General features: G+C 68.3%; 26 protein-coding genes. 17 read left to right on the forward strand and 9 right to left on the reverse strand.

Translation table 11 applies throughout. From position 1 onward, the window contains the following. Window positions 1-198: 198 nt before the first annotated feature. From FDA38_RS23005 to FDA38_RS23060, 12 genes are all read left to right on the forward strand, one after another. Window positions 199-1,569, forward strand: a complete 1,371-nt coding sequence (locus FDA38_RS23005) for a serine hydrolase domain-containing protein (protein WP_233714873.1) — start codon at window positions 199-201, stop codon at window positions 1,567-1,569. After that, entirely contained in the window at window positions 1,566-2,084 is a 519-nt protein-coding gene (locus FDA38_RS23010; RefSeq protein ID WP_137256144.1) for a flavin reductase family protein, read from the forward strand. Before FDA38_RS23005 ends, FDA38_RS23010 begins: the two co-directional genes overlap by 4 nt. Before the next feature lie 44 nt (window positions 2,085-2,128). Next, window positions 2,129-2,692: a TetR/AcrR family transcriptional regulator gene (locus FDA38_RS23015; RefSeq protein ID WP_202877789.1), complete on the forward strand. Its 564-nt coding sequence runs from the start codon at window positions 2,129-2,131 to the stop codon at window positions 2,690-2,692. After that, window positions 2,689-3,243, forward strand: a complete 555-nt coding sequence (locus FDA38_RS23020; protein ID WP_137256145.1) for a hypothetical protein — start codon at window positions 2,689-2,691, stop codon at window positions 3,241-3,243. The genes FDA38_RS23015 and FDA38_RS23020 overlap by 4 nt, the downstream gene beginning before the upstream one ends. Window positions 3,244-3,261: 18 nt before the next feature. Then, window positions 3,262-4,293 (forward strand): zinc-dependent alcohol dehydrogenase family protein, encoded by a 1,032-nt coding sequence (locus FDA38_RS23025; RefSeq protein ID WP_137256146.1) that lies wholly within the window; start codon window positions 3,262-3,264, stop codon window positions 4,291-4,293. 258 nt (window positions 4,294-4,551) lie between these two features. Continuing rightward, window positions 4,552-5,835 (forward strand): ABC transporter substrate-binding protein, encoded by a 1,284-nt coding sequence (locus FDA38_RS23030; RefSeq protein ID WP_137256147.1) that lies wholly within the window; start codon window positions 4,552-4,554, stop codon window positions 5,833-5,835. A 43-nt stretch (window positions 5,836-5,878) separates the two neighbouring features. Continuing rightward, complete coding sequence (locus FDA38_RS23035) at window positions 5,879-6,778, forward strand: carbohydrate ABC transporter permease (RefSeq protein ID WP_137256148.1); 900 nt, start codon at window positions 5,879-5,881, stop codon at window positions 6,776-6,778. Then, window positions 6,775-7,680 carry a carbohydrate ABC transporter permease gene (locus FDA38_RS23040; RefSeq protein ID WP_137256149.1) on the forward strand — a complete coding sequence of 302 codons (906 nt, stop codon included), beginning with the start codon at window positions 6,775-6,777 and terminating at the stop codon, window positions 7,678-7,680. Before FDA38_RS23035 ends, FDA38_RS23040 begins: the two co-directional genes overlap by 4 nt. A 103-nt stretch (window positions 7,681-7,783) precedes the next feature. Beyond that, window positions 7,784-9,409, forward strand: coding sequence for a hypothetical protein (locus FDA38_RS23045; protein ID WP_233714874.1), 1,626 nt, complete (start codon window positions 7,784-7,786; stop codon window positions 9,407-9,409). A 55-nt stretch (window positions 9,410-9,464) separates the two neighbouring features. Continuing rightward, window positions 9,465-11,243 carry an NHL domain-containing thioredoxin family protein gene (locus FDA38_RS23050; protein WP_137256150.1) on the forward strand — a complete coding sequence of 593 codons (1,779 nt, stop codon included), beginning with the start codon at window positions 9,465-9,467 and terminating at the stop codon, window positions 11,241-11,243. Window positions 11,244-11,292: 49 nt separating this feature from the next. Further along, entirely contained in the window at window positions 11,293-11,829 is a 537-nt protein-coding gene (locus FDA38_RS23055) for a DUF2231 domain-containing protein (protein WP_137256151.1), read from the forward strand. Between the two features lie 72 nt (window positions 11,830-11,901). Then, window positions 11,902-12,150 (forward strand): DUF6458 family protein, encoded by a 249-nt coding sequence (locus FDA38_RS23060; protein WP_137256152.1) that lies wholly within the window; start codon window positions 11,902-11,904, stop codon window positions 12,148-12,150. 42 nt (window positions 12,151-12,192) lie between these two features. Here the strand turns inward: FDA38_RS23060 and FDA38_RS23065 are convergent, their stop codons facing one another. From FDA38_RS23065 to FDA38_RS23085, 5 genes are all read right to left on the reverse strand, one after another. Beyond that, the gene (locus tag FDA38_RS23065) at window positions 12,193-12,963 is read right to left on the reverse strand and encodes a DUF4097 family beta strand repeat-containing protein (RefSeq protein ID WP_137256153.1); all 771 of its coding nucleotides are present in this window, start codon (window positions 12,961-12,963) and stop codon (window positions 12,193-12,195) included. A gap of 110 nt (window positions 12,964-13,073) precedes the next feature. Next, complete coding sequence (locus tag FDA38_RS23070) at window positions 13,074-14,294, reverse strand: hypothetical protein (RefSeq protein WP_233714875.1); 1,221 nt, start codon at window positions 14,292-14,294, stop codon at window positions 13,074-13,076. Further along, on the reverse strand, window positions 14,291-14,935 hold the full coding sequence (locus FDA38_RS23075) for a hypothetical protein (RefSeq protein ID WP_137256154.1): 645 nt from the start codon (window positions 14,933-14,935) through the stop codon (window positions 14,291-14,293). Before FDA38_RS23075 ends, FDA38_RS23070 begins: the two co-directional genes overlap by 4 nt. After that, window positions 14,932-16,149 carry a hypothetical protein gene (locus FDA38_RS23080; protein WP_137256155.1) on the reverse strand — a complete coding sequence of 406 codons (1,218 nt, stop codon included), beginning with the start codon at window positions 16,147-16,149 and terminating at the stop codon, window positions 14,932-14,934. The genes FDA38_RS23075 and FDA38_RS23080 overlap by 4 nt, the downstream gene beginning before the upstream one ends. Window positions 16,150-16,403: 254 nt before the next feature. After that, complete coding sequence (locus tag FDA38_RS23085) at window positions 16,404-18,263, reverse strand: acyl-CoA dehydrogenase (RefSeq protein WP_137256156.1); 1,860 nt, start codon at window positions 18,261-18,263, stop codon at window positions 16,404-16,406. Between the two features lie 75 nt (window positions 18,264-18,338). On the opposite strand from FDA38_RS23085, the gene FDA38_RS23090 reads away from it, so the two are divergent. Further along, window positions 18,339-18,857, forward strand: coding sequence for a histidine phosphatase family protein (locus FDA38_RS23090; protein WP_137256157.1), 519 nt, complete (start codon window positions 18,339-18,341; stop codon window positions 18,855-18,857). Here the strand turns inward: FDA38_RS23090 and FDA38_RS23095 are convergent. From FDA38_RS23095 to FDA38_RS23105, 3 genes are all read right to left on the reverse strand, one after another. Further along, on the reverse strand, window positions 18,845-19,744 hold the full coding sequence (locus tag FDA38_RS23095) for an endo-beta-N-acetylglucosaminidase H (protein ID WP_170989842.1): 900 nt from the start codon (window positions 19,742-19,744) through the stop codon (window positions 18,845-18,847). The genes FDA38_RS23090 and FDA38_RS23095 overlap by 13 nt on opposite strands. A 161-nt stretch (window positions 19,745-19,905) precedes the next feature. Next, the gene (locus FDA38_RS23100; protein ID WP_137256159.1) at window positions 19,906-21,261 is read right to left on the reverse strand and encodes a hypothetical protein; all 1,356 of its coding nucleotides are present in this window, start codon (window positions 21,259-21,261) and stop codon (window positions 19,906-19,908) included. Then, window positions 21,258-21,755, reverse strand: a complete 498-nt coding sequence (locus FDA38_RS23105) for a SigE family RNA polymerase sigma factor (RefSeq protein WP_137256160.1) — start codon at window positions 21,753-21,755, stop codon at window positions 21,258-21,260. Before FDA38_RS23105 ends, FDA38_RS23100 begins: the two co-directional genes overlap by 4 nt. 134 nt (window positions 21,756-21,889) lie before the next feature. Between FDA38_RS23105 and FDA38_RS23110 the strand changes: the two genes are divergently transcribed. The 4 genes from FDA38_RS23110 to FDA38_RS23125 are packed head-to-tail and all read left to right on the forward strand — an operon-like array spanning window position 21,890 to window position 25,828. Continuing rightward, window positions 21,890-23,041: an anhydro-N-acetylmuramic acid kinase gene (locus tag FDA38_RS23110; protein ID WP_137256161.1), complete on the forward strand. Its 1,152-nt coding sequence runs from the start codon at window positions 21,890-21,892 to the stop codon at window positions 23,039-23,041. 24 nt (window positions 23,042-23,065) lie between these two features. Then, entirely contained in the window at window positions 23,066-23,575 is a 510-nt protein-coding gene (locus FDA38_RS23115; protein ID WP_233714937.1) for an AAA family ATPase, read from the forward strand. Between the two features lie 34 nt (window positions 23,576-23,609). Then, complete coding sequence (locus FDA38_RS23120; protein ID WP_137256162.1) at window positions 23,610-24,665, forward strand: MerR family transcriptional regulator; 1,056 nt, start codon at window positions 23,610-23,612, stop codon at window positions 24,663-24,665. Continuing rightward, window positions 24,662-25,828: an MFS transporter gene (locus FDA38_RS23125; RefSeq protein ID WP_137256163.1), complete on the forward strand. Its 1,167-nt coding sequence runs from the start codon at window positions 24,662-24,664 to the stop codon at window positions 25,826-25,828. Before FDA38_RS23120 ends, FDA38_RS23125 begins: the two co-directional genes overlap by 4 nt. Here FDA38_RS23125 and FDA38_RS23130 read toward each other — a convergent pair. Continuing rightward, window positions 25,795-26,238, reverse strand: a complete 444-nt coding sequence (locus FDA38_RS23130) for a GNAT family N-acetyltransferase (RefSeq protein WP_137256164.1) — start codon at window positions 26,236-26,238, stop codon at window positions 25,795-25,797. The genes FDA38_RS23125 and FDA38_RS23130 overlap by 34 nt on opposite strands. Between the last annotated feature and the right edge of the window lie 61 nt (window positions 26,239-26,299).

Consider the following 26,299-nt stretch of genomic DNA (forward strand, 5'->3'; position numbering starts at 1 on the left):
GTTTGGGGGGGGGCCTGGGGGGCGGGGGGGACTGCCCCCACCGGGCCCGGCGGCGCGGCCCCGGGGGGCCGGCGCGACGACCCACATCTTGGCGGACTCGCGGTGCTGAGGTTGCTGCCGAAGCGTCGTTGAGCTGACCCTGATGCGGAAGGTATGACTGATGCATCTCCATCCGCCGATCCGTCCAGGAGACCGACCGTGACTGACAGCTTGACCGAGGTACTCGCTTACTACGACAGCTGGCTGGCGTTCAACCAGCGTTATCAGCGGGTGCCGGGCATCCAGGTCGCGGTGTACGCCGGGGACGCGATCGCGTTCTCGGCGGCGTACGGGTCCGCGGACGTGGAGAACGGCGTACCGCTGACCGAGCAGCACCTGTTCCGGATCGCGTCGCACTCGAAGACGTTCACCGCGACCGCCGTGTTGCAGCTGGTCGAGCAGGGCCGGCTGCGGCTGGACGACAAGGTCGAGCAGCACGTCACCGAGATCGTCGGTACGCCGCTCGGCCAGCGGACAGTCCGCGAACTGCTGGCACACGCCGGCGGTGTCACCCGCGACGGCCTCGACGCGGACTGGTGGCAGCTGGCCACGAGCTTCCCGGACCGCGACCAGCTGCTCGAAGTACTGCGACGTGAGTCCTCGGCCGTCATTCCCGAGAACGACCGCTTCAAGTACTCGAACATCGGCTACGGCCTGCTCGGGCTCGTCATCGAGGCGGCGTCCGGTACGCCGTACAACACCTACGTCCAGACCGCGATCGTCGACAAGCTCGGGCTGGCCGGGCTCGGGCCGGAGCTGGATCCGGCCCGGCTGACGGAGTACGCCGCCGGGTACAGCTCGCTCGCGTACGCCGATACGCGCGTGCCGATCGAGCACATCGACACCCGCGCGCTGGCTTCCGCGACCGGGTTCTTCGGCAACGCGCGCGACCTGGTCACGTACTTCTCCGCCCACCTGCCCGGCGACGACCGGTTGCTCACGGACAAGTCGAAGCGCGAGATGCAGCACCCGCTGTGGATCACCGGCTCGGACGACAAGGCGCGGTACGGCCTCGGTCTCGCGGTGACGAAGGTCGGCGACCGCGAGGTCTTCGGGCACGGCGGCGGGTACCCGGGCCACATCACCCGGACCCTCGTCGACCCGGAGAAGCGGATCGTCGTCTCGGCGCTGACCAACGCGATCGACGGCCCCGCCTCCCAGCTCGCCGAGGGCATCTTCCGGCTGCTCGACCTCGCCGACTCGAAGGAGCGCGGTGACGCGGCGGACCTGTCCCGGTTCACCGGCCGGTTCGCGAACCTCTGGGGACTGACCGACTTCGTCCAGCTCGGCGGCCGCCTCTACGCCACCGACCCGACCGGCGGGAACCCGGCCGAAGAGCCGCAGGAGCTCGAGGCGGACGGCGACACGTTGCGCGTCACCGGCGGCAACGGCTACGGCTCGTACGGCGAGTCGTACCGCTTCACGTTCGACGCCAACGGCGCGGTCGAGCTGGTCCACGGCTCGAGCGGCCTGAGCCTGCACCCGATCGACAAGTTCGGCCTCCCGGAGCGCGTTACCGTGGCCCGGTGACCATCCACGGTGACCACCCGTTCCTCCCGCCCGAGTCCGAGCGCAGTCCGGTACGGCGGTTCCGCGGGCGGCTGCCGTCCCCGGTCGGCCTGTGGACAACGTCGTACGGCGGGAAGCGGGCCGGGCTCACGGTCTCGTCGATGCTGGTCGCGGACGGTGAGCCCGGGTACGTGATCGGGCTGATCGATCCGGACTCGGACCTGTGGGAAACGTTGCGCGAGGCAAGGACCGCGGTGGTGTCCCTGCTCGGCGAGCCGCATCGTCAGCTCGCCGACGCCTTCGGGTACGTCGCTCCGGCCCCGGGCGGACCGTTCCGGTTGATCGACTGGACGGACACCGCCTGGGGACCGGCGCCGGTCGGGGTCAGCACCTGGGCCGGCTGCACGCTCGTCGATCAGGACCCACCCGAGGTCGGCTGGGGTCTGCAGGTCCAGCTGGAGATCGCCCATGTCGAGCTCGTCGCAGACGACGTACCTGCTTTGGTCCACCGGCGCGGACACTACGGCACGATCTGAAATCCCCGTTGACGACCGAGGCTAACGCCATTAGCCTCTGAGCTATGGTTGTTAAGAAGTCGTTGACGCCCGCTGCCGTGGTCGAGGTGGCGCTCGGCATCGTGGACGAGCACGGGCTGGAAGGCCTCACGCTCGCCGCCGTGGCGCAGCGCTGCGAGGTCGCCACACCGTCGCTGTACAAGCACGTGGCGAGCCTCGGCGAACTGAAGGCGCTCGTCGGGGTTCGGGTGCTGGACGACATGACGGACCGGTTCACCGCCGCCGTGCTGGGCCGTGGCGGCGACGAGGCGGTGACCGCGCTGATGCACGCCTATCGCGCCTACGTCACCGCCAACCCGAAGCGGTACTCCGCGATGCCGATGGATCCGCTGCATGACCCGATCCAGAAGGAGGCCGGTGCGAAACAGGTCGACGTCATGTTCGCGACGCTGCGGGGTTACGGCCTGGAGGGTCCGGCGGCGGTCCACGCGGCCCGCCGGCTGCGGGTGCTCGTGCACGGCTTCGCGTCCATCGAGTCGGCCGGCGGCTTCGGCCTGCCCGAAGACCTCGACGGCACCTACGACCAGCTCATCCAGATGTATCTCGCCAGCCTGAGGAAAGAATCATGAGAATCCCCTTGTCCGTCGCAGGCGTGCTGTTCCTGCTCTACCCCGTCCTCCGCCCGTGGCACGACGAGACGACCACCTCGGGCGCCGCGGCTGCGATGGGTTCGACCGCCTGGGTCATCGCGCACCTGTGCGCGATGCTCGGGTTCATCCTGGCCGCGCTCGCCCTGCTGGAGATCGACCGCCGGGCGGCGATCGTCTTCTGGATCGGCGCCGGCCTGACGCTGCCGTACTACGGCGCCGAGGACTTCGGCCTGCATGCGATCGCCGCCCAGCCGAACCTTCTCGACCTGGCCGACGCCGTGCGCTACAACCCGGTCTCCATCACGATGTTCGGCCTCGGCCTGCTGACCATGGCAGCGGCCGCGATCCTGGTCGCGGTCCGGCTGAGGACCGTGCCGGCGATCGTGTTCGCCGCGGGTTTCGCGCTCTTCCTTCCGCAGTTCTTCGCCCCGCCCGCGGCGCGGATCGTTCACGGTGTGTTGCTCGCCGCCGGTTGCGTGTGGCTGGCGTCCAGCTCGAAGCGGGTGGAGGCTGCGCTCAGTCCGGCCTGAGGATCTAGTGTTGGCCCCATGCGTGCCACAGTGATCCATGCGCCGTTCGACGTACGGCTGGAAGAGCTTCCGGACCCGAAGATCGAGGGGCCGGGCGATGCGGTGGTCAAGGTTGTTGCCTCATGCATCTGTGGGTCCGACCTCTGGCCGTACCGCGGTGAGCCGCCGGTGAAGCAGCCGCGGCCGATCGGGCACGAGTTCGTGGGCATCGTCCAGGAGGTCGGATCGGACGTCCGGACGGTCAAGGCGGGTGACTTCGTCGTCGCGCCGTTCGTTGTGAGCGACGGCACCTGCCCGCACTGTCTGGCCGGCTACCAGACCGCCTGCGACAACGTCATCGGGTACGGCGGCGGCAAGGCGGACGGCGGCCAGGGCGAGTACGTGCGGCTCCCGTACGCCGACGGCACGCTGGTCGCGACGCCTGAGCTGCCCGACGACGCGCTCGTACCGTCCCTGCTCACGCTGTCCGACGTGATGGGCACCGGCTGGCACGCGGCCCGCTGCGCGCGGGTCAAGGCCGGCGACACGGTAGTTGTCGTGGGCGACGGTGCGGTCGGGCTCTGCGGCGTACTCGCGGCGTCCCGGATGGGTGCGGCGCGGGTCGTTGCCTTGTCGCGGCATGAGCCCCGGCAGAAGCTGGCGAAGGAATTCGGTGCCACGGACATCATTTCCGAACGCGGCGACGCGGCCAAGGACGCCGTACTCGAACTCACCAAGGGGGTCGGGGCCGACGCGGTGCTGGAGTGTGTCGGCACCGCACAGTCGATGACGACCGCGTTCGACGTCGCCCGGCCCGGGGCGACGGTCGGCTTCGTGGGCGTGCCGCACGGCGTCGAGGTGCCGATCAGCAGGATGTTCGGGCGGAACATCGGGCTCTCGGGCGGCGGTGCGCCGTGCCGGGCGTACCTGCCGGACCTGATGAACGACGTACTGGCCGGGGAGATCAACCCGGGCAAGGTGTTCGACTCGGAGCTCCCGCTGGCCGACGTGGCGGAGGGGTACGCCGCGATGCATGAGCGTCGCGCTATCAAGGTGCTGCTGCGGCCCTGATTCTGCGCAGTCCGACTGCGCGGTGTGCCAATCAGGCCGTGAATGTGCGCGCTCTCACACTGTCAAGGTGCGCGGGGTCACGGCTGCGCAACGCGCCTGCGCGGAGCGTTGACACTCGATGCCTACAGTCCCAGAGTTGCACCGTCACTTAAGAGAACCCCCTAGCTTTTCCCCCCTCACCGAGAGCCAAACTCAGGTGAGAGAAGAAAAGAAGAGAGTGATATGGGGCGGCTCCATCTATTGATCGGAGAGTGAATCATGCGTGGTGGTCTGAGTAAGACCCTGGCGCTGGTGGGTGCGGCGGGTCTTCTCGCAGTGAGCGCCTGCGGAAACAGCGACGACAGCGGCGGCAGCGGTAGCGGCTCGTCCGCGAACAAGGACGTCACTGTCTTCACCTGGTGGGCCGACGGTGGTGAGAAGGCCGGTCTGGACGGCCTGGTGTCGGTGTTCGGCACCGACTGCAAGGACTTCAAGTTCGTCAACTCGGCCGTTGCCGGTGGCGCGGGCTCGAACGCGAAGCAGGTGCTGGCCAACGACCTGCAGGCGGGTAAGCCGCCGTCCACGTTCCAGGCGCACGCCGGTGCGGAGTTGAAGGACTACATCAACGCCGGCCAGGTCGACGACATCAGCCAGCTGTACAAGGACTTCGGGCTGGACAAGGCGTTCCCGCAGAACCTGATCGACAACCTGACCGTGGACGGCAAGATCTACTCGATCCCCGCCAACGTCCACCGGGCGAACGTCGTCTGGGCGAACCCGACCGTGCTGAAGAAGGCGAGCATCGACGGCACCAAGGCTCCGGCCAGCATCGACGCGTGGATCGCCGACCTGACCAAGCTGAAGGCCGCCGGCGTCACCGCGCCGCTGGCGCTCTCCAAGGGCTTCGCCCAGGAGATGCTGGTCGAGGCCGTGCTGCTGGCCGAGCTCGGTCCGGACAAGTTCAAGGGTCTGTGGGACGGCAAGACCGACTGGGCCGGTGGCGACGTGACGTCGGCGCTGAACAAGTACAAGACGCTGCTGACCTTCAGCAACACCGACCGCGAGGCGATCGACTGGCCGGACGCGCTCGGCTACGTGAACACCGGCAAGGCCGGCTACACGCTGATGGGTGACTGGGTGGCCGCGCAGCAGGTGGCGGACAAGATCCCGGACTCGGCGTACACCTACTGGCCGTCGCCGGGCACCGAGGGCGACTTCCAGTTCCTGTCGGACTCGTTCACGCTGCCGACCAACGGCGCGGACCCCGACGGCGCCAAGTGCTGGCTGAAGACGGTCGGTTCGGCCGAGGGCCAGAAGGCGTTCAACACCAAGAAGGGCTCGATCCCGGCCCGCTCCGACGCCGACCCGGCCGACTACCCGAAGTACCAGCAGGGCGCGATGGCCGACTGGAAGAGCAAGACGATCGTTCCGTCCTGCGCCCACGGTGCCGCGTGCACGCTGGGTCAGAACAACGACATCCTCTCCGCGATGAGCCAGTTCAGCGGCAGCCCGGACGTCGCCAAGCTGCAGTCGGCGCTCGGCACCGCGATGAAGACGAGCTGATGCAGGTCGAGTTGCGGAACCGATCCGAGACGGAGGACTGAGCGTGCACGGAAGAATCCGCACCTGGGGACCTGGTGCCCTGGTGCTGCTGCCGACCGTGCTGCTGCTCGGGTACTTCGTCTACGGGCTGATCGCGTGGTCCTTCAACACCTCGCTGACCGACCGGCACACCGCCCGCAAGGGTCCGGCGAGCTATGTCGGGTTCGAGAACTACACGAACCTGTTCGGCGAGGAACGGTTCCAAAACTCGCTGAAGAACCTCGGCGTGCTCACGGTGGCGTTCATCGTGGGCACGCTGATCTTCGGCCTGCTCTGGGCACTGCTGCTGGAGAAGGGCGTGCCCGGCGAGTCGGTCTTCCGGTCGATCTACCTGTTCCCGATGGCGATCTCGATGATCGCCTCGGGCGTGGTCTGGGGCTGGTTGCTGAACCCGTCCCAGGGCGAGGACGCGCGGGGGCTCAACCGGTTGTTCGAGATCCTCCATCTGCATTTCCTGGAGAATCCCTGGTGGACCGCGGGGAGTAGATGGACGACGATGGCGTCCATCGCGCTGCCGGCGGTCTGGCAGCTGTCCGGCTACATCATGGCGCTGTTCCTGGCCGGTTTCCGGGGCATCCCGCCGGAGCTGCGCGAGGCGGCCCGGGTCGACGGGGCGTCGGAGTTCAAGCTCTACCGGCACGTGCTGTTCCCGCAGCTGTCGCCGATCGCGCTGTCCGCGCTGATCATCCTCGGGCACATGTCGCTGAAACTGTTCGACCTGATCTACGCGATCACCGGGCCGAACCAGTTCCGGACCGAGGTGCCCGCGGTCTACATGTGGAACACCTTGCTCCGCAGTGACCAGGCCAAGGCGGCCGCGATCGCGATCGTGCTGCTCGCCGTCGTCGCCGTCCTCGTCATCCCGTACATCGCGTACACCGTCCGGCAGGAGAATGAGGAATGAGCGTCGACACCTCCGCCGCGACCGGTCAGGCCGCTGCGGCGATCCGCCGGAAGCCGCAGAAGCGCGGGGTGATCTCGGACGGTTCGACCCGGCGCAGCCGGACCATCCGCTACATCCTGCTGCTGTTGTTCCTGCTGTTCGTGCTGATCCCGGTGTACGTCGTACTGATCACCAGCTTCAAGACCTCCGGTGACACCACCGCTGCCTCGCAGTGGAACCTGCCGAAGACCTGGACGCTGGAGCCCTGGCGCAAGGCCTGGGACGTACTACAGCCGTACATGATCCGGTCGCTGTCGCTGGCGATCCCGGCCGCGATCATCTCGTCGCTGATCGGTTCGATGAACGGGTTCGTGCTGGCCCGCTGGCGGTTCCCGGGCGCGAACATCGTGTTCGCGTTCATCCTGTTCGGGATGTTCATCCCGTACCAGGCGGTGATGCTGCCGCTGCGTACGACGTTCACCGCGCTGGACGTGACCCGGGGTGTGCCGACGCTGATCATCGCGCACTGCATCTACGGCATCCCGATCTGCACGCTGATCTTCCGGAACTACTACGCCACGATCGTGCCGAACGAGATCATCGAGTCGGCCCGGGTGGACGGGGCCGGGCTGGTGCAGACGTACCTGCGGATCATCCTGCCGATCTCGATCTCCGGCTTCGTGGTGACGCTGATCTGGCAGTTCACCTCGGTCTGGAACGACTTCCTGTTCGCACTGTTCCTGACTCAACAGAACAATGGCCCGGTGACCTTGGGCCTGGCCGCGCTGGCCGGTGGGCAGAAGGTCGACTACGCGGCCAGCATGGCCGGCGCGCTGATCACGTCGTTCCCGACGCTGATCGTCTACATCCTGCTCGGCCGCTGGTTCATCGGCGGCCTGATGGCCGGCGCCCTGAAGGGCTGACCGCTTGTGGCCCGTGCTCCATCCGGAGCACGGGCCTCGCCTTATCCACAGGACGCGCGCACGGGACTGCGGTGGACTGGTTCCGGACGGTAATCTCACGAAGGTGACCAAGTCTCCACGCGGACGGGACGGGCGACGCAGCCATTTGCGGCTCGTCCCCGATCCTGGCGAGCCGCACGGGCCGACGGCGGGTGTCGATATCGACACCACGCCGAGCGTCGCCGTGCTGGAGACCCTGCTCGAGACGCTGTCCCTCGACCTGGCCGCGGTGCCGGCCGCGCTGCATCCGGTGATCGCGGAGGCGTCGGTGGCCCGCTCGGCCTCGATGCTCGCGGATCAACTCTGGCCGGCCGGGCGTCCGGACGAGATCGGCGAGGTCGAGCGGTTCTTCTGGGCCGACGCCGCGCGGGTGCTCGGTGAGCGGCGGGATCTCGAGTCCTTCGTCCTGCTGACGAGTCTGGCCCGGACGGTCGGTCCGGCCGGGCGGTTGCCGTTGCAGCGGGCCCATGTCTCGCGGTTGCGCACGCAGGACGCGGTGCCCGAGTGGGTGACCAGGATCGCCGGGTTCCGGCTGACCAGCGCGATCGTGTCCGAGGACATCACCGGCGACGGGCTGAGCGTCGTACTGGACTACGACGATGAGCAGCATCCGCACACCGTGGTGGTGTTCATCGACAACAACCTCGGAGCGATCGTCAAGGACGTGTTCGTCGGCCCGCCGGTCGACCGGGTGCTGGAGGCGTACCAGCGCGGCGGCCGGGTGACGATCCGGACCGTGCGGCCCTCGACCGCGGCCGGGATCATCCTGCAGGCGCTGGGGGAGACCCGCGACTACGACGATCCGCCGGTCAGCGAGGACTTCGAGTTCTTCACCGGCCTGCTGGTGAATCGGCTGACCCAGTTGCCGGAGCGCCCGATCCGCCCACCGGTCCGGCCGCTGCTGTCCCCGCGACAGCGCGACCAACTGGTCGAGGAGTTCCTCGAGTCCGCGTCGGTGTTGCCAGATGACGCTGCAGACATCGTTCGGCTGTGGATCGACCACGCGGTGGACCACACGGTCGGCGGTCCGTTGCGGGTCAGTGCCGTGCTCGTCGAGCTTTTCCTTGCGCATTGGTTGCCTCGCAAGGTCCTTGCCGACAGCACGTACTTCGACGCGGTTCCCGTTGTGGTGAAGGCCTGGCTCCAGTTCGCGGGCGACCGCACGCAGCTGCCCCTGGACGCCGTCGACGAGGCGATCGACGCGGTCGACGTCTGGCAGCCCGCGCTCGAAGCCGCCGCGATGGTCGACCCGGTCGGTACGAAACCCGGCGAGCGAGTCTTCCTCGAAGACACCACGAACGACCTGGAAGACGCTTACCGAGCCCTGGCCGGACTGGGCTCCCCGCCGCAGCCGGACCTCCGCGGCCTCGACAACTCGCAAGCAGCCACGCTCTCCGTGCTGGCTCCCCACGCCTGGCTGATGGCCGGCGAAACCCTCGGTACGGCGTACGCACCCGATGCGTTCGACATCGCCGAACGCCTGGTCCGCGACGCCCCCGACCTCCTCGCCAAAGCCCGCCTCTCCACCTGGCCCCGAGCCATCGTCTGGCTCCTCGCCCACCGCCACCGCCTCGTCGGCCCCGGCGAACCCCTCACCCCCTACGCCCTCGCCACCGACCTCTCCTCCTCCCCGGCAACCCTCCGCAAAACCGCCAAACTCCTCACCGACACGCTGATCCTGCCGCTCTGATCTCAGCCGCCGGGCCGGGCGCGGATCGGGTTGGGCGGCGGCGGACAATGGGGGCATGCATGTGCGTGCGCCGGAGTTGCGGGGTCGGGGTTGGTTGAACACCGGTGGTCAGGAGTTGTCGCTCGCTGACTTCCGGGGACGCTTTCTGTTGCTGGATTTCTGGGCGTTCTGTTGTATCAACTGCCTGCATGTGCTGGACGAGTTGCGGCCGTTGGAGGAGAAGTACGGCGATGCGCTGGTGATCGTCGGCGTGCACTCGCCGAAGTTCGCGCATGAGGGTGAAGAGGCGGCGGTTCGGGCTGCTGTGGAGCGGTACGGGGTGGGGCATCCGGTGCTGGACGACCCGGAGTTGATCACCTGGCAGAACTACACCGCCCGCGCCTGGCCGACGCTCGTGCTGGTCGATCCGAACGGGTACATCGTCGCGCAGTACTCCGGCGAAGGGCACGCGCACGCACTGGACGCCCTGCTGGCCGAGTTGGTGGCCGAGCATGAGGCCGCGGGAACCTTGACCCGTGGCAAGTCGCCGTACGTTGCACCCGTTGCCGAGTCCACCGATCTCCGCTTCCCCGCCAAGGTCGTTGCTCTGGACAACGGGCTGCTCGTCGCGGACGCCGGCAATCACAGCATCGTCGAACTCGCCGCGGACGCGACAACCGTCGTACGCCGGATCGGTACCGGTCAGCGTGGTTTTGCGGACGGGGCGGCCGAGGAAGCCTCGTTCTCGGAACCGAACGGGCTGGTGGTGCTGCCTACCGACGTCGCCGATCGGCTCGGGTACGACGTGGTCGTCGCCGACACCGTGAACCATGCGCTGCGGGGGATCTCGCTGGCGGATGGTCAGGTGCGGACGTTGGTTGGCACGGGCAAGCAGTGGATGGATGGCGACAGCACCGACGTACTCAGTTCGCCATGGGACGTGGCGTGGTGGGGCGAGAAGGTGTGGATCGCGATGGCCGGCGTACATCAGCTGTGGACGTTCGATCCGTTCACCGGGGTGACTGAGGTTGCCGCGGGTACGACCAACGAAGGGCTGAAGGACGGGCCGCTGGCGGAGGCCTGGTTCGCGCAGACCAGTGGGCTCGCGGCGGACGGCGAACGACTTTGGCTGGCCGACTCCGAGATCTCTGCGCTGCGGTGGATCGACACTTCGGTGCACACGGCTGTCGGGACCGGGCTCTTCGATTTCGGATTGCGGGACGGCAAGGCGAGCGAGGCGTTGCTGCAGCATCCGCTCGGGGTGACGGTGTTGCCTGACGGATCGATTGCGATCGCGGACACGTACAACGGCGCCGTACGCCGGTATGACCCGCGCACCGAGGTCGTCGAGACGATGGCGACCGGCCTGGCCGAGCCCAGCGGGGCTGTTGTCGTGGGCAACGAGTTGCTGGTGGTCGAGTCTGCGGCGCATCGCCTGACGCGGGTGCCGTTGGGAGCGTCCGCGACTGCTGACGAGTTCAGCACGCAGACCCAGCGGCCGCCGATGGATGTGGCTGCGGGCGAGGTCACGCTGGAGGTTGTGTTCACGCCGCCGCCCGGTCAGAAACTCGACGACCGGTACGGCCCGTCCACCCGGCTGCTTGTCTCCGCCACTCCGGACACGCTTCTGCGTGAGGGCGCCGGCGACTCCGCTGACCTCGTACGCCGGTTGGTCATCGATCCGCATGCCGGCAGCGGGGTGCTGCATGTCGCCGTACAGGCCGCGTCTTGTGATGATGCGTCTGAGGTGGAGTTCCCCGCTTGTCACATGCATCGGCAGGACTGGGGCGTGCCTATCCGCGTCGTTCCTGACGGCCCTGACCGCGTTGAGCTGGTTCTCTCCGGGGGCAAATAGCGGTAGCGAGCGCTTCCGGGGGTGACGGCGGCGCGCGTACCTTGAGAGCGTGGCGTTGAGATCCTTGCCGCAGCGCGCGGTTCGGGCGGTCGGCGAAAGCCCGCTTTCCGAGCGGCTCGCTCGCGCGCAGGAGTTGGCGTACCAGCCGCTGATCGACTGGGTGCGGGGCAGTCCGCTGCATACCGACGTACTCGGTCATTCGTTGCATCCGTCGCTGACCGACGTGACTACGGGGTGCTGGCTCGGCACGTCGCTTCTTGACCTCGCCGGTGGGTCGGAGTCGCGTCGTGGGGCGACGGTCCTGGCTGGGTTCGGGCTGTTGGCTTCGCTGCCGACGGCTCTCGCCGGTGCGGGCGACTGGGCGGAGCTGTCGGGGGAGGAGCGGAGGATCGGTGCGGTCCACGCGCTTGGTGCTGACACAGCGACGTTTCTCTTCGCGGGCTCGCTTGTTTCGCGTCTGCGCGGGCGGCACGGGGTCGGCGTGAAGCTTGCCATGGCCGGGAACCTGGTGATGGCCGGCGCGGGCTTCCTCGGCGGGCATCTGGCGCTGCATCGCGGTACAGCCCGGCGCCCTTCGATCGGTTAGCAGCGGACTGTTTGGTGTGTGGGTACAGAGAGGTAGCTTTGACGGTGTAGGACGATTAGCTGGGAGGCTCGGATGAGCATCGGTGTCGGGATCTTTCTGATGGTGATCGGCGCGGTGCTGGCGTTCGCCGTCCGCGACACCTGGGACGCCGTGAACCTGCAAATCGTCGGCTACATCCTCCTACTGGCAGGCCTGGCCGGCATTCTCCTCTCCTTCTACATCACCAACCGCCGCCGCCGCGTAACCACCGACGCCATCGACCCGGCCGTCGAGGAGGAGTACCGCGTAGTCGAGGAACACCACCGCGACATCAAGGAGTAAGCGGTCGGTCGGGGCTTACCCACTTCCTTGGTTCCCTGGCGACTAGCTCGCGTGGAGTTCGATGTCGCCTGAGGTTGTTGTGGCGGTGAGGGTGTGGGAGGCGTTGGACGTGTTGCCCAGGGAGTTTTCGACGTCGCCGGAGCGGGATTCGGTGGTGACCTTGTAGTCGCCCGTCGGTGCGGAGATCTCGATGTCGCCGGACGTGCCCTTGGCGTGGACGTCGTTGGGTTCGGAGAGTTGGAGTTGCATGTCTCCGGACGAGGTCTCGACGTCGACCGGGCCTCCCTTGAGGTCGGACGCTTCGATATCGCCCGAGTTGGCCGTCACGTTCAGTTTGCCGGTGAGGTCGCTGACGGAGACGTCGCCTGAGGTGACGTCCAGGTTCACGTCACCCTTGATCTCGCGGAGTTCGGCCTTGCCCGAGCGGGACTTCAGGTCGACCCCGGCGACTCCGGTCAGTTCCAGGTCGCCGCTGCCGTTCTCACCGGTGATCTTGGTACCGCGCGGGACCGTCACCTCGAAGTCGGCGCTGCACTGCCAGCCGCAGTCGCCGTCGAGTTTGAGTACGCCGTCGTTCACGGAGTACGCGTCGCCGTGCTTCCAGAACCAGTACTTGCGCTTCTCCTGCACCGTGGTCGTGTCGTCGTCGGACACGTTGATCGTGATGTCGGAGTGTTCGGCGGCGAGCTGCACCGTGGTGATCTTGTCGTCGACCTTGTGCGTGTCGTCTGAGTCCTTGCCGCCGAACTGCCAGAACGCCAGCCCGGCCGCCGCTACCAGCAAAATCACGCCGAGCTGCTTGTTCTCCGCCATCGTCCGCCTCTTCTCGAGCCCACCCACGTTGTCGTGTCGACAGTAGGTGGCGAGGTGTGCTCACAGGATCAGGCAGATCCCCCGAGCTGCCCCTGAACGCTTCTCAGGGGTCACCGGTGTAGCTCGCCGCGGGAGACTGCTGCGGCGAGGTCGTCGCCGGTGGTGCCGTAGAACGTGCGGGCCCAGAGGGTGTCGTCGTACCAGTAGGGCCCGTCGTCCCCTGGCAGCGACGCCGGCGCGGTGCCGCGCTTCAGCGCTCGACGGCAGTCCGCGCACAGCGGCAGCGTGAGGGTCGTGCCATCAGCCTCGACCTGCGTCGGCTTACCGACGGACCGACCATGCAGCGGATTGAAAGCACACAGATCCGGTACGGCATCCGCCCGACCCGTCACCGCGACGTCGTACTCCCGGCGCGCCTTGTCCAGCAACACCATCGCGCCCACCAGATCCACCAGCGACGTAGACGAATCGAGAACCTTCCCCGCCGCCGCATGATCGTCGAGCGCTGCCTGTTGATGCGCCAGACCAGGACCGCCAGTCGTCGGCAACGCGGCGAGCTTCGTGCCCAGCGTCGTCAATCCAGCCGTCGTGTCGCGCTCCAACCGCCGGCGCCGCTCGGCCGCGACCGTCGCGGCAACATGCGGCGGGATCCGGAACGCCTTCTCACGGCGGGCCCCTGAGCCCCGCCGCCGCAACCCGATCACCAGACCCAGCAGAACCAGTACGACAAGCCCGCCGACGATCGACAGAGCGACGATCCAACCATGCCCACCTGGCTCGTCGTCGGAGGTGGAAGCAGGCGTGGAAGAAGTCGGCCGAGGCGTGGTCGCAGGGATCCCCGGCGCCGCCAGCAGCTCGTACATCCGCGCCAGCACCTCCGTCGGCCCCGCGTCGTACCCCTCGTCATCCAGCGCCCGCTCCCGCGCCGCCTGCAGCTTGTCCTCACTCACCTGCGGTACGTCGCGCGCCTCGTACCACGGGAAGCGATCCCCGCCGTCGACCACGACGTACAACCCCGGTTTGCGCAGCGCGTCCTCCACCAGGGTGAGCACAGTGCTCTCCTCGCCCTGGAACTCGTCGCTCGGCGTCAGCGGCAAGATGATCGTGTAGATCGGGTACCCGACCGCCTTGGCCTTCGTCCGTACGTCGGCCCGCAGCTTCTCCGGCAGCGCCGACGCGTACGCCGGATCGATGTACACCGGGTCCTTGGTCAACGCCGTCGCGATCTCCCGAGCCCGCTCCGCCGGCGTCTGTGCCGTCGCCGCCTCGGCCCCGGCCGGAACCGCGACCAGCATCACCAAAGCGGCCAAGCAGCTCAACAGGCCCTTCACGCGTTCCCCTTCCGACGTCGAGCGGCCAGCGCCGCCACGATCAACACGAACCCGGCGAGGATCCCGCCGCCGATCATCCCGAGCACGCCGCCGCCGAGACCGTTCCCGATCGCCTTGCCCACGGTGAACTTCTCCTCCGGGTACGAAGGCGCAGGCTCGGTCGGCGCCGGCTCGGTCCGGGCCGGCTCAGGCGAGTAGCGGGCGTTCAGCTCGACACTGTAGAGGTACTTCGAGAGCTGTGCGCTCAGCGTCTCGTCCTTGTCCCGCCAGGTGCTGTCCGGCGCGTACGCCGCGAGCTCATGCGCCACGCCGTACGTCGTGTCGCCGTCCATCACCACGTACACGCCCGGCTTCCCGTTCGCGGCTGCCATCCGACCGGCCAGCAGCGTCGCGTCCCCCTTCTCCGGGAACCACGAGCCGGTCGGTACGACGGCAACGAACACCGGCGTCTTCGCCGCCGCGATCACCCGCAACATCTCGTTGCCATCAGCAATCGAGCTGAAGTCGGGATCGACGTACAACCCATCCTTCGCCCAGGCCGCCGTGGCCGCGGCGACCCGCGGATCGGTAGGCGTGGCCGCCCAAGCCGTCCCGGTCAACGCGAAGGCGGTTGCTAGCAGCAACAGAATCAGGCGCCTCATCGGACCGCGATCCGTTCCGGCAGGTCGTCGGACAGTGCGCCGAAACCGGTCGCGACCATCGGGCTGTCCTCCGGGGCGAGCGTCCAGTACGGAACCTTCTTGCGGTCATGACCGAGCAGCCCGGCCTTGCTCCACACCCGCAGCCCGATCGGTGTCCGCCCGCGGCGCAGAACGTTCGCGCAGTTCTGGCAGGCAGGTACTTCGACCTCGTCCTCCCAGCCGACCTGCGTCGTACCGGGGTTGTGCAACGGGTCGAAGAAGCACGGCGGCTGCAGCTCCGCTCCCGAGGCGACGCGCTCGGCCTGCCGGGCGAGGACGAGCGCACCGGCGGCGGCGAGCAGATCCTCCGGCTGATCCGCGCGCAGCGTGCGCGCCGCATCCAGCCGGCGGTAGGCATCGTCTCGCTGATCGAGCTGCTGAGTCGTCTTGTTGGTGCGCTTGTCGAGCCGCGCGAGAGCCCGCTCGGCCTGCTTGATCTTGTCGTCCGCCTTGAGCTCCACGTACCACGCCTCGATCGGCGGATCGTCACTCCGATGCAGGTTGGTCTGCTTGCCGGGCCGCCGCCGGCGCAGCCCGAGGAAGAGAACCAACGCGAAGCCGAGCACCGCGCCGACCCCAATCCCGACGTACGCCGACCGGTTCTCCTTGTCGGTCACGGACAGACCGCCATCGGAGTGCTGCGGATCCAGATCGCCATGCGGGACCGGCGGCAGCGGACGGCCGTCGTACGCCGTCGAGGCCTGCTGGATCGTGCGGACGATCTGCGGCGCCGGCCGCTCGTCGATGATGTCGGAGTCCTGCTTGTCATCGGCCCGGACGCTGTAGAGGTCGCGACCCCGCAGCCCGGCGGGCCGGAACAGCGCCGCGTTGTCGGACCAGTAGTTGTCGTAGACAACCGCGACGATGTACACCCCGGGCTCGCCGATCCTTGCGTGCAGCAACGTCGGCAGGTCGTACCCACTCGCCCGCAGGTACGGCGACTGCGGGACGAGCGCGACGTACACCGGGAGACCGGCGGAGCGGATCGCAGTACGGATCCGGGCCAGCTCGGAGGCCGGCATCGTCGGCTGCAGGCGTTCGTCCACGGAGACGTGGTCCGTCCGCCAGGCCGCGGCGATGCGGTCGGGCAGCTCGGGGGTGTCGGCCTGCGCGGGGAGCGCCGGCACGAACGCCAACGTCGCGAGGAGGGCGGCGAGGAGACGGGCGGCGGACATCGCGAACAGCCTACGACGACCGAATCTGGGCACACTCACACGGACGCCGAATCCTCCCTGCCGGTTCCGGAATAGACGCGACCCTGGCTCGGACAGGGGAGACCAAGCCAGGGTCACGGTGTTGCAGGGCAGAAACGTTGCTACAACACCCCGCTTTACAACAGGGCAGATCGCGGGGCATCCCGGGGCAGATCAATCTGCCCCGAGTTGGAACCCTCCGGCTCGACCGCGCAAGCACCCGAGCCGGAGGAGCTTCAGAAGGCGGACTCCGGGAGGTCCATCACGTCCAGATCGGTGAGCTCGGCCTTGACCCGCTCGGCCCGGACCGACGGCATCGTGCTGCGGACGAACCACTGCGCGGCCGCCACCTTGCCGGCGTAAAAGTCCTGGTCAGCAGGGGAAAGCTCGCCGCCCAGCCGGTCCAGCGCGACCTCGGCCTGGCGGAGCATCAGCCACGAGCAGACCACGTCACCGAGGACGAACAGCAGCCGTGAGGTGTTCAGGCCGACCTTGTAGACGTTGCGCGGGTCGCCGTTCTCCGCCTGGGGGTTGCTGGCCATCAGGGCCTGCCCCATGATGCCCAGGATCTTCTGGGTGTCCTCGAGGCCCTTCGCGAGCAGCCCGCGCTCCTCCTTCAGCCGGCCGTTGCCTGCCTCGGAAGCGACAAATGCCTGCACCTGCTCGGCCAGATGGCCCAGTGCCTTGCCCTGGTCCTTGATGATCTTCCGGAAGAACAGGTCCTGACCCTGGATCGCGGTCGTGCCCTCGTAGAGGGTGTCGATCTTCGCGTCCCGCACGTACTGCTCGATCGGGTAGTCCTGCAGGAAGCCGGACCCGCCGAACGTCTGCAGCGACTCGGTGCCGAGCAGCGTCCACGACTTCTCCGAGCCGTACCCCTTCACCAGCGGCAGCAGCAGGTCGTTGACCCGCTCGGCGAGGTCGTCGTGCTCACCGGCGTACCGCGCCTGCTCGGCCCGGTCCTGGTACGTCGCGGTGAACAGCACCAGCGCCCGCAGCGCCTCGGCGTACGCCTTCTGCGTCATCAGCGAACGCCGTACGTCGGGGTGGTGGGTGATCGTGACCCGCGGCGCGTCCTTGGCCGGCTGCGTCAGGTCCGCGCCCTGCACCCGCTCCTTGGCGTACTCGAGCGCGTTCAGGTAGCCGGTGGACAGCGTGGCGATCGCCTTCGTGCCGACCATCATCCGCGCGTACTCGATCACCTGGAACATCTGTGCGATGCCGTCGTGCACCTCGCCGAGCAGCCAGCCCTTCGCGGGTACGCCGTCGCCGAAGGTGATCTCGCAGGTCGTGGAGACCTTGATGCCCATCTTCTTCTCGACGTTCGTGACGAAGGCGCCGTTGCGCTCACCCGTCAGCTCACCGGTCTCGAGGTCGAAGTCGTACTTCGGAACCACGAAAAGGCTCAGGCCCTTGGTACCCGGACCGCCGACGCCCTCGACGCCCTGCGGTCGCGCGAGCACCAGGTGGACGATGTTCTCGGTCAGGTCGTGCTCGCCCGAGGTGATGAACCGCTTGACGCCCTCGATGTGCCAGCTGCCGTCCTCCTGCAGCGTGGCCTTGGTGCGGCCGGCGCCGACGTCGGAGCCGGCGTCCGGCTCGGTCAGCACCATGGTGGCGCCCCAGCCGCGCTCGATGATGTGGTGCGCGATCTTCTTGTCGCGGTCGACGCCGTTGCGCCACAGGACGTGCGCGAAATTCGGGCCGGCGGCGTACATGTGCACCGGCGGGTTGGCGCCGAGCACCAGCTCGGCGGCGGCCCAGCGCAGCGACGGCGGGGTCGGCTGACCTCCGAGCTCAGCCGGCAGCTCGAGCTTGAACCACTCGGCGTCCATGTAGGCGTGGTAGCTCTTCTTGAACGCCTCGGGCATCCGGACCTCGTGCGCCTCCGGGTCGAAGACCGGCGGATTCCGGTCGGCCTCCCCGAACGACTCGGCCAGCTCGTGCTTGGCCAGCCGGTCGATCTCCGCGAGCACCTCGCGGGCGGTGTCGACGTCCATGTCGGCATACGGGCCCTGACCGAGCACGTCGCCGCGGCCCAGGACCTCGAGCAGGTTGAACTCGATATCCCGCAGATTCGACTTGTAGTGGCTCACAGAAGCTCCCTTACTCACGAGTAACTTAAGTATATACCCGTCAGTAATGAGGGCAAAGGGGGTTTGCTGTGACCTGTGACCAGGCTGATATACGAGACCCACTCGACCACTGTCGACAACGAACGCGGAATCGCGACCGGATGGCTGCCGGGACAGTTGTCCGAGCGCGGGCAGCGGGAGTCGCGCGAGCTCGGGCTGCGGCATGCGGACGTCGACGTCGTCTTCAGCTCGGACCTGCATCGCGCGGTGCGGACCGTCGAGCTGTCCGGACTGACGGTGCCGCACCTGCGGGACTGGCGCTTGCGTGAGTGCAACTACGGCGAGCTGAACGGTGCGCCGGTGGAGGCGCTCGAACCGAGGGCCGAGCGCGTCCAGACTCCGTTCCCCGGCGGTCAGAGCTACACCGACGTCCTCGAGCTGACGCGTGCGTTCCTCGAGGACGTCAAGCGCTGGTACGGCGATGGCACTGTCCTGGTGGTTGCCCACTCGGCCAACCGATGGGCGTTGGAACATCTGCTGGGGAGCGGGCAACCGTTGGAGAAATTGCTGATGGGGCCGTTCAACTGGCAGCCCGGCTGGACCTACGCCTTGTAGACGGTCGCGCTGCCGTACAGCTTCTGCGTGAACGACGTCATGTACGACGACGTGTCCGCCTCGGTCAGGTTGTAGGTGAGGAAGACGCCGTACCCCTCGCTGACCGTTCGCTGGGCGAGGCTCGCGGCGGTCGATGAGCTGGTGGCGGTGTAGGAGATGGCGGCCGGTGAGAGGCGGGACTTCTCGCTGGGGCCGACCGGGACGCCCCACGTGCCGTAGTACGGGTTCCAGGCGTAGTTGAAGGTCTCCGCGATGCTCTGGCCGTTGTACGACAGGCGATCCGCGGCCGGGCCGATGTCGTAGAGCGTGATCAGCTTGTTCGGGAGTTTGGCGCGGAGGGCCTGGACCAGATAGACGAACGAGAAGTCGTTCGGCTGGCCGGTGCCGTTGTTGCCGTACTCCGCGTACTCGTCGTCGAAGTCGATGCCGTCCAGGCCGTACTGGTTGACCGCGTCGGCGAGCTGCTGCGCGAACGCGTCGGCGGCGGCCTGGTTCGGGAAGTTCGCGAAGCCGGCGCCCTGGTGGTTGCCGAGGATCGACAGCAGGACCTTGATGCCCTTCTGCTGCAGCGGGCGGACCTGGGTGGCGACGTTGTTCAGGACGTTGGTCACCTGGTCGTTGAAGAACAGGTACGCGTTCGAGCCGTCGTAGTTGATGTTCGCCGCGAAGATCACCGCGACGTCGATCACCTGCGCGCCGCCGTTCGCCAGCGTGTACTTGCCGGCGCTCAGCATGCTGTGGTCGTTGACCTCGATGTACGCGACGGTGACCGGGCCGGTCTTCTGCGCGCGGCGGCACTTTGGCGCGGCCTCGGCGGGCAGCGCGGCACCGGTGGCGGCCGCGGCGGTGCCGGCGGCCAGGGCTGACAACAGGGTCCTTCGTTTCATGAGTGGTGAGCTCATCCGATCGACTCCTCGTCAAAGGTGGGCGGTGTCGCTATATCGGTTAAGTACCGGTCGCCGCGGGGCGATTGGCCCAGGCGGCGACAGGAGATAAACCGGTATAGCGACACCGATCATCGATCGGGGCCAAACCCGGTGTCAAGGGTTCACGACAACGGTACGACGTCCGTCGTGCCGCCGGCCTCGACCTTCACCTCGGCGCGGCTGCCGGCCGGTACCAGGAGCGCGTTCGAGCGCGCCGGGCTCCACGTGCCGCCGTCGTACCGGTAGGAGAGTTGCGCGTCCTTGCGGGCAACGGCCCAGCCCTGGTTGTCGGGGAGTTTGATCGCGACCGGGAGCGCGGTCGCTGCGTCCGGTACGCCGCCCCCGACGATCCTGAGGTTGCCGGTCTTCGGCTTGAGTACGGCGTACAGGTGGGTCGGGTCGTTGTCGAGCGCCTGCTCGCCGAGGTACACCGCGGTCCCGTTGGTGGTGACGCCGTACCCGGTCCAGATCGAGAACGCGGTGCTGTTCGCGTTCGGGTCGCTGACCTTTCCGATGGCGTCGTTGAAAAGCTCGTTCGCCTTCGAGCGCAGCTTGTTGGCGCCGTCGCTCATCGGCCAGAGCCCGTCGCTCTCCTGCGCGAAGTCCGACCAGAGGCGGTTCTCCGGCGTCTCGGTCATCGCGGGGCCGGTGTACAGGACCGAGAGGGACGAGAAGGCGGTGCCCGGCATCCGGTTGATCTTCAGGTCGTCGACCTTCTGGCCGGCCGGCAGCTTCACGATCGCCACGCGGTCGCGGAACGTCAGCTGGTTGTAGGTGCGCTTGACCGAGCCGTCCTCGGCGTACGTCCGGCCCAGCGACAGGCCGATCGGCTTGCCGGGCATCTGGAGAGCGACCAGTGCTTTGGTGCCGTCCTTCTCGACCACGAACGCGGTCTGCTGGGACGCGCCCGGGACCGGGTAGTCGTCGCCGAGGACGGTCGGCTTGCCGTCCTTCCCGTCGCCGACGTACCCGACCAGCGCCGCGACGCCCTCGTGGTACAGCTGCACGTCGGAGTGGTTGCGGAGGTCGGAGTTCTCGACCACGATCGCGGCCCGGCCGCCCGGCGTGTTGCCGGCCCAGGCGACCTTCGCGTCGCCCTGCATGTGGTTGAAGATGCCGCGGTCGTGGTTGATCGACCTGCCGTGCGAGGACCGCCAGGCCTCGAGCACCTGCCGGAGGTATGCCGTGTCGCCGGCCAGGTCGCCCCGGGTCGGACCGTTCATCAGGAACGCGTACGGGTCGCCCTCGCCGGGGCGGGATGCGACCGGCGGATCGGACCGGTGGTCGAGGACGGCCGGAGCGGTGACCGCGACCCCGCCGACGACAACAGTCGTCAGTGCGATCGCTCCGGCGGCGAGGAAGCGGCGGCGCCGGAGTCGGCGAGCCCCGCCGGCCCGGGCGCGGTCGAGCAGGTCGGACGGGGCCTCGACGCTGTCGACGTCGGCGCTCAGTCGCTGCTTGAGTTCGGTCTCGGTCATCGGAGTCCTTCCAGGATGGCGGGTTCGGTGATCAGGCGGAGCCGGTCCAGTGCGCGGGACGTCTGGCTCTTCACGGTGCCGAGTGAGCACCCGAGCGCGTCGGCGGTCTGGGCCTCGGTGAGGTCTTCGTAGTACCGGAGCACGATCACGGCGCGCTGCCGCGGCGGGAGCTCCTGCAGGGCGGTGATCAGCTGGTCGCGGACGGCGTGGTCCTCGGCCCCGTCGGGCGTCGGCCGGTCGTGGTCGGCGAGCGCGACCTCGGGTTTGCGGCCCTTGCTGCGCCACCGGTTCGCGGCGAGGTTGGCCAGGGTCCGGCGGGCGTACGCGTCCGGTGCGCTGTGGATCCGCCGCCAGGCGACATACACCCGCTCGTACATCTCCTGGACGAGATCCTCGGCCGCCGACCGGTCGCCGACCAGCAGCACGGCGGTCCGCAGCAGCCGGGTCGAGCTGCCCCGGACGAAGTCGTCGAAATCATCACCCCGCGTGACCATCCACCCCTCCTCGGTGATCGTTCTCGTAGTCAGATAGACACCGGCGCAGACCGGAAGGTTGCATTGCCCGGGTCGCGGCGTGGCGGCGTTGTGAATGAAGATGGACGCTCCGACCGCCATCGACGGGAGTTGATATGCGAGTGATCGGGCTGATGTCCGGTACGTCGTACGACGCCATCGACGCCGCCGCCGCTGACCTGCGGCTGGACGGCGACGTGCTGGTGCTGACGCCGCTGGGCATGCTCAGCCAGCCGTACCCGCCCGAGCTGCGGGCGGCGGTCGCGGCCTCGTTGCCGCCGGCATCGACGACGGTCGAGCAGGTGTGCCGGCTGGACACCGGGATCGGGCAGGCGTTCGCCGCGGTGGCCCGGCAGGCGGTCGAGCAGCTGTGCGGCGGGTACGCCGATCTGATCGTGTCGCACGGGCAGACGGTGTTCCACTGGGTCGACGACGGAACGGTGCGCGGGACGCTGCAGCTCGGGCAGCCGGCATGGATCGCGGAGGCGACCGGCGTACCGGTGGTGTCGGACCTGCGGGCGCGGGACGTGGCGGCGGGCGGGCAGGGTGCGCCGCTGGTGAGCATCATCGACGTGCTGTGGTTGCGCGGGCGTCCCGGCGTACCGGTGGCTCTGAATCTCGGCGGGATCGCGAACATCACCGTCGTCCACGGCGAACCGGTTGCCTTCGACACCGGTCCGGCGAATGCGCTGATCGACGCCGTGGTGACCGAGCTGACCGGGCGGCCGTTCGACGCGGACGGGGTGATGGCGGCGCGGGGTCAGGTGCATGAGGAACTGCTCGGTCGGCTGCTGGCGGAGCCGTACTACGCGCGGCCGGCGCCGAAGTCGACCGGGAAGGAGCTGTTCAACCTGGCCTATGTCGCGCGCGCGATGGAGGGGCTGCCGGAGATCCCGGCGGAGGATCTGGTCGCCACCGTGACCACGCTGACCGCCCGGACGGTCGCGGACGCCGTACGGCGCTATGGCGGCACGGAGGTGGTCGCATCAGGTGGCGGGATCCAGAACCCGGCGCTAATGCATCTGCTGGCGGACGAGCTGGAGATTCCGGTCCGGACCACGGATGAGCTCGGCATGCCGTCGGCGGCGAAGGAGGCGTACGCGTTCGCCGTACTCGGGTTTCTGAGCGTGCACGGCCTCGGCGGGACGGTGCCGAGCTGCACCGGCGCGAGGCATTCCAGCGTGCTCGGATCGGTCACACCCGGGCTCAGCGGACTGCCCACGATTACCGGTGAGGCACGACCTCCGATGCGCCTTCTGGTGCAGTGACCGCACACTAGAGCTGTGACGAGGATGTTCGTGGTGACAGGGGCACCCGGATCGGGGAAGACGACAGTGGTGCCGGAGCTGGTGCGGCTCAGCCCGGGGAACCTGGTCGTGATGGACATGGACGAGCTGCTCGACGACAACGGACGGCTGCTCGGGATCGACATCGCGAGCCCGACCGCGGCGCCGATCTGGCCGGCGTACAACGCGCTCTGGTTGCGGATCACGGAGCTGATCAGACGGTCCGGGATCCCGGTGCTGCTGCTCTCCCCGCTGCTGCCGTCCGAGCTGCCGGAAGGCCGCTGGCTGCATCTGGACTGCCCGGACGCCGTACGGCGGAAGCGGCTGGCCGGGCGTGGTTGGCCGGAGGCGGAGATCAAGGAGGCGCTGGCGGACGCGGCCGAGATCCGCAAGCACGTACCGCGGTCGGTGCGCGGTGACGTCTCGCCGGAGCGGTCGGCGAAGAGCATCCTGGACTGGATCCGGGGCGAGCGGTTCGGCAAGACGCTCAGCCTGTGGGGCCGGCTCCGGAGTTGACCTTCGAGTTGGTTCAGGGATCAGGGTCGGGGCCATGAGGCTGACGATCAGTGAGTTTGCGCGGGTGGTGGGGCTGGCACCGAGCGCCCTGCGGTTCTACGACGACTGCGGGCTGCTGCCACCCGCCTTCGTGGACGCGGCCAACGGCTACCGGTACTACGACCGCTCGCAACAACCCCGAGCCCGCCTGCTCCGCGACCTCCGCGAGATCGACCTGCCACTCCCCGAGGTCCGCATCGCCCTGGACGCCGACCCGGCCGAGGTCGCGGACCTGGTCCGCTCCCACCTCCGCACCCTCGAAGCCAAGTCCACCGCCACCCGGGCCGCAGCCGAGCGCCTCCTCACCCAACTCGTCTCCCACCGAACAACCGCGGTGATAGGAGGCCCGGAACTGGCCAGCGCGATCCGCCAGGTAGCACCAGCCGCAGCAGGGCCCTCGGGCGGGCACGCTGCCTCGGCGGGTGGAGTTGGGGCGGGCGAGTTGGAGTTCGTGTTGAGCTGCGTGCTGATCGAGTTGTCGCCTGAGGAGATCACGTTTGTGGCGACTGATAGGTATCGGTTGGCAGTGCGGACCGTTCGGCCGGTGGAGTTCGGTGGGGTGGCAGGGCGAGTGCTGGTGCGGGCTGAGGAGTTGGCTGGGGTTGCTCGGTGGGCCGCGGCGGGGGATGTGGTCCGGGCGGAGGTGGACGGCGGGCTCAGACTCGTGCGGGGTGACGAGTCGCGGGAGTTGGCGGTTGTCGATGCCGAGTTTCCGGCGTACCAGCAGATTCTGGACGGGTTGACGCCGCCGGCTTGCCGGGTGGTGGTGGATCGGGTGGGGCTGCTCGACGTGCTGGTCGGCCGGGATGTGGTTGCTTTTGACATCGACTCCGAGAGCCTGCGGATCGGTGACGAGGTGAAGCTCGACGCGATCGGGTCCGGGGCGGTGCGGGTCGGGTTCACCGCGAGTCTGCTTGCCGCGGCGCTGGAGGCGAGTGTCGGGCCGGACGTGTTGCTCGAGATCTGTGAGCCGGCGCGGCCGGTCGTCGTACGGTCGGCCGACCAGGGTACGTTCACCACGCTCGTCATGCCTGTCCGGCTGGACGGGTGACGCGGTCGTACTACGGCTGGCTGGCAGGTTCCACACTCTCGGTTCTCGGCGACACCGCGCTGTTCTTCGCGCTGGGCTGGGCGGCGACGGGCATTGGCCCGCGGATCGCCGCGCTGGTGCTGACCGGGTTCACCCTGCCACGCGCCGTACTCCTCCTGCTCGGCGACCGGATCGGTCCGCGCCGACTGCTGCTCGCGTGCGGCGCGATCGTCGGGACCTGCTGCTTCCTACTGGCCGTGGTGGTCGGGATCCATGGAGTCTCGGCCGGTCTGCTGGTGACGACGGCGGTTGTGGTCGGGACGGTTGACGCGTTTGCGCTGCCGGCCGCGGGTGTGCTGCCGCGGCTGTTCGTGCCGGACGATCAGTTGCCTAGGGCAATGGCGTTGCGCACGTCGGCCACGCAGCTGATCACCCTCGTTGGCGGACCGGCGAGTGGGCTGCTCGTGGTCACGGTCGGGTTGGCCGGTGCGCTCGTGCTCGACGGATTGACGTTTGCGGTGCAGTTCCTCGTGTTGTTCATCCTCAGACCGCCGTACGACGTGGGCCCGACGCAACCGGCAGGCCGTTCCGTTGTGCGTGAGGCGTTGGACGGGTTGCGGGTTGCTGCGGGGGATCCCGTGTTGCGGACGGTGTTAGCTGTGGTGGCATTGGTCGCGGCGTTCGTTCTGCCGGTCACGTCGTTGTGCGTTCCGTTGCTCGCCCGATCACACGGGTGGGCGGCCGGGCAGGCCGGGTTTGTTGTGGCGGGCAACGTTTGCGGTGGGTTGGTCGTGACGATCCTCGTTGCGCGCTTCGGCACCTTTGATCGTGCGGGGTTGACGGGTGGCGTCGGGTGTCTGCTTGCTGCGGTCGCGATCTCGGGGCTCACGCTGGCGCCGTCCGTCGCGTCGGCGGTCGGTGCGATGGTCGTGCAGGGCGTCGGGGTCGGGCTCTTCACGTCGCACCTTGCGCCGGTGTTCGTTCGCAGTACGCCGCGATCCCATCTGACCCGGCTGCAGTCGTTGCTGTCGTTGGTGCAGACCGTTCCGCTGATCGTCTCGACGAACCTGCTCGCCGCGCTCGACATTCATCATGCGTTGATGCTCGCCGCCGCGGCGACCGCGCTTGCCGGTCTTCTGCTGGTCCGCGACTACTTGCCGAAGTCGATCTCGAAGGTCGGGTAGTCCGGCTGCGGACACGGATCACCGTGGTACCCCAGCGCCTCGTAGAACGGCGCCGCGCGCTCGTGATGGCCCTGCCATTCGAGATGCCGCACTCGGGTGGAGGCCCACTCGGCGACCGCCGCCATCAACGCTCGACCGACACCGCCCCGTCTGCGGTCCGGCAGGACGTACAGGTCATGCAGCCGCCCGTGGTGCCGGCGCCCGGCCCGGAGATGCGTGCCGTAGTCCTGCACCGCGGCGTACCCGATCAGCTCACCGCCGTCGTCGTACCCCAATGCCACCCACCGCGGATCCTCCACCAACTCCTCGAAGTACCCCCGCGACTCCGGCTCAGAGAACTCGGTCCCGAAGCCCTTCACCAGCGGCCACAAACCCGCCCAGTCGTCGACCGTCAACTCACGCACACCCATCCGCCTACCGTCCCAGCCTCCGCTCGGCCTGACACCCCATTTCCTGAGCTTGACAACATGT

Origin of the sequence: Kribbella jiaozuonensis, assembly GCF_005233875.1 — a bacterium.
Classification (GTDB): domain Bacteria; phylum Actinomycetota; class Actinomycetes; order Propionibacteriales; family Kribbellaceae; genus Kribbella; species Kribbella jiaozuonensis.